Origin of the sequence: Cypionkella sp. TWP1-2-1b2 (genome assembly GCF_049896245.1) — a bacterium.
In the GTDB taxonomy this organism is placed as follows: Bacteria; Pseudomonadota; Alphaproteobacteria; order Rhodobacterales; family Rhodobacteraceae; genus Cypionkella.
In genome coordinates, this window is sequence record NZ_JAFCTX010000086.1 from 1 (window position 1) to 3,284 (window position 3,284).

The 3,284-nt window shown below is 58.2% G+C and carries 2 protein-coding genes; both read left to right on the forward strand.

The window, feature by feature from the left end:
• Positions 1-178: 178 nt before the first annotated feature.
• Entirely contained in the window at positions 179-1,471 is a 1,293-nt protein-coding gene (locus ACP7AP_RS24030; protein ID WP_426038423.1) for an integrase, read from the forward strand.
• Between the two features lie 147 nt (positions 1,472-1,618).
• Positions 1,619-3,190, forward strand: a complete 1,572-nt coding sequence (locus ACP7AP_RS24035; protein ID WP_426038425.1) for a D-aminopeptidase — start codon at positions 1,619-1,621, stop codon at positions 3,188-3,190.
• Positions 3,191-3,284 lie beyond the last annotated feature (94 nt).

A 3,284-nucleotide genomic window follows, 5' to 3' on the forward strand; every position in this document is an offset into this window, starting at 1 on the left:
CATAGGTTTGTCATTTTTCCATCTGGCTGGCATGAGTAGAACAATACCAGAACATTTTAAGTTGGCAAGCCGCGTCGCACTACATCATGTGCCGCCGGATCAAAGGGGATAAGCCTTTGACCGACTTATGAAGAGGATAGACGCCGGCGAGATTAGCGGCAGTCGCGACCCAATAGGCATGATTAACGCCTACAGCGATTATGAAATGATGTTGATCGCCCGCCAACTTGACGCGAAAGTGCGCGAAAGGCGTTTAGCAGGGCTTTTGTCCAGCCTTAGCTCGGGCGATACGAACCAAGTTGAAGCCGACATTCGACAATACATCACCGAGAACAATCTGATCGTGGAACCGGGCTCTGACAAATGGCGCGAACTCGCGCACGTCATCACACGTGCTGAGATACAGGCACTTAAACGCACAATAGAGCGCGATGCGGGTGACTACTCCGGCCAACCCAGCGACCCTATTGTTAAGCCGCCTGCGCCAGAGGATGCCGCAGTTCCGGTAAAGATTTCGCAGCTTTGGATCGACTATCTTAGTAGCCGAGTGCAGGCCGGATTTATCAAGGACGGGGGCAGGCGTCAGGAGCCCGTCATTCGCAGCCTGCGAGGCTTTCTCAAGCATGACGACGCCCGGCGGGTGACGAAAAAAGATCTTCTTGGGTGGCGCGATCACCTGATGACTGAGGTCAAGCTGGCAGCAAAAACGGTGAGCGACATTTACCTGTCGACCGCGCGTTCGCTATTCGCTTGGGCGCATGAAAACGAACGCCTACCTGAGAACGTTGCAGAAAAGGTCAGACAGCCAAAGCCTCGCAAAGTCGATGGGCGCGAAAAAGGTTACACCGACGCTGAAGCCGTCGCTGTGCTGCGCGCGTCACGGTCGCATGTGCCCAGACCAAATCGGTTCGACTATGTAAGAGAGACTGCGCACACAACGGCTGCAAAGCGTTGGGCGCCGATCCTTGCGGCCTTCTCTGGCGCGCGTATCTCGGAGATTACGCAACTTCGCAAAGAAGATGTGCGCAACGAGGGTGAACGATGGATTGCGCGAATTACACCGGATGCGGGCAGCGTCAAGTCTGGCGGTTATCGTGATGTTCCGTTGCACCAGCAGATCATAGATCAAGGCTTTATTGAGTTCTTGGACGCTGCGAATGAAGGGCCGCTGTTTCACGGCTCCAAAGATCCCACGAAGTTCGCCAGCGCAGCGCAGGGTATATCCGATGAAGTTGCGAAGTGGTTGCAGAGCCTTAAATTAGTGCCGGTGGGCGTGAGGCCCAACTACGGTTGGCGGCACCGCCTTAAGACCCAAGCACTTGATTTAGGTTTAACCATGCGCGTTATCGACGCGATGCAAGGCCACTCTGGCCGAACCGCCGGCGAGAACTATGGCGACGTTACGATTATCGCTAGAGCGCGGGTTATCAACGCCCTGCCCTTCTATGATCTGACTGAACGCGAAAACTAACCTTCTCGAAGCGCCACTCCGAACCGATGAGCGCGACTAGCCGGGTTGCACTCCAGCGGCAAACTCTGGTCTTCTGAACGTCCAGGCCCTAGACCGCCCCGACGTGCGGCATGATCTTAGGGCTGCAAATGATGAAGGCAGAATGTGATGACCATTGATCTCGCGGCGCTTCAGCATGCCCTGAACCTTCTGCCCGACCAGCACCGTGGGCCGGCGGGCGTGGCAGGGGTGGTCAAAGATGGGCAGGTGGTTGGTCGGCGGGCCTGGGGATATGCCGATATGTATCGTCGCCTGCCGATGACAGCGCAAACCCGATTGCCGATCTGCTCTATCTCCAAGCATCTCACCTGCGCCGTGCTGCTGGATCTGTTTGGCGATCCGTCAGCCCTCGACCCGTTGTTGCCCAACCTTCTGCCCAACTACCAGTTGCCGCTGCCCACAGTCGCGCATCTCTGCCACAACCAGTCCGGCCTGCGCGACTACTGGGCTCTGACGGTGCTACATGGTGCGGAACCCGAGGGGTTGTTCACCGAAGCCGATGGGTTGCGGCTCCTTGGCCAAGCGCAGTCTGGGCACTTCCCACCGGGGGCACATTACTCCTACAGCAATGGTAACTTTCGTTTAATCGCCGAGTTGATCAGCCGTGCCTCTGGCCGCGATTTCGCAGACGTCTTGCAAGAGCGGGTCTTCGCGCCTGCGGGCATGGACACAGCCGAGCTGGCCCCAGACACGCGGTATCCGCTGGACGGCGTTATAGGCTACGAGGGCAATGATGATGTAGGTTTTCTACCTGCGAAAAACGCGATCCACTGGCACGGCGACGCGGGGGTTTCGGCGTCGCTGGCAGATATGCTCGCGTGGGAAAACCACATCGACACCACTCGTGATGACCCGAACAGCCTCTACAATCGTCTATCCGTGCCGACCTCCTTCGCAGATGGCACCCCGGCTGGCTACGGCTATGGGCTGCGCCGCGACGTTCTCGCAGGCTTCGATGTGACGGGCCACGGTGGCGCTCTGCGTGGCTTTTCCTGTTTCCGCATGCATGTGGCCAGTGAGCGCCTCTCCATCGTGGTGATGTTTAACCACGACTCCAACGCCATGCGCGCTGCTTGGTCACTCATGGAGGCGGCGCTTGACTGCGCCATCACCACCGCAACGGAGCCGGTCAGTGGCTGGGACGGGCTGTGGATGGATGACCGCCAGAGCCTCATGCTACGCACGACCGAACTGCCCGCAGGTGTCAGGCTTCACTATGCGCCGACACCCGCGTTGCTGTCCATTGACTCGGACGGCAGCGCGCGAGGTCTGGGTGTGAGTTTGCGGAAGGAGGACACCCATCTTCTTATGCAGCGCCCCGGCGAAAACCTTGAGGTTCAAGCGCGACCTCTGGTTCCAGTGGAATGGGCGGATGGCGCCAGTATCGCTGGCCGTTTTCAGTCTGATGAGATCAACGCGGGGCTAGAAATCATCTCGCGCGACGGCGCTACATATGTGGTGTTCGACGGGATGCTCGGCCAAGGACCGATGGAGCGGATGTATTCTTTGGCAGAGGATATTTGGTTGATTACAACCCGCCGCTCGATGGACGCCTCGGCACCCGGTGAGTGGACGGCGCAGTTTTGGCGTGAAGGCAAAGAACTGCACCTCATGCTCGGATGCTGGCTTGCGCGCAAAATTCCTTATCGGCGCATCGGGGCTCTGTTGCACAAATCGTGAGGGATTCCCTGCGTGACTGCAAGGTGTTAGTCGCAGGGTATGAGCAAACCTGCACCTCCGACCTACCGCACGACGAACTGGCGCTCTTACAACG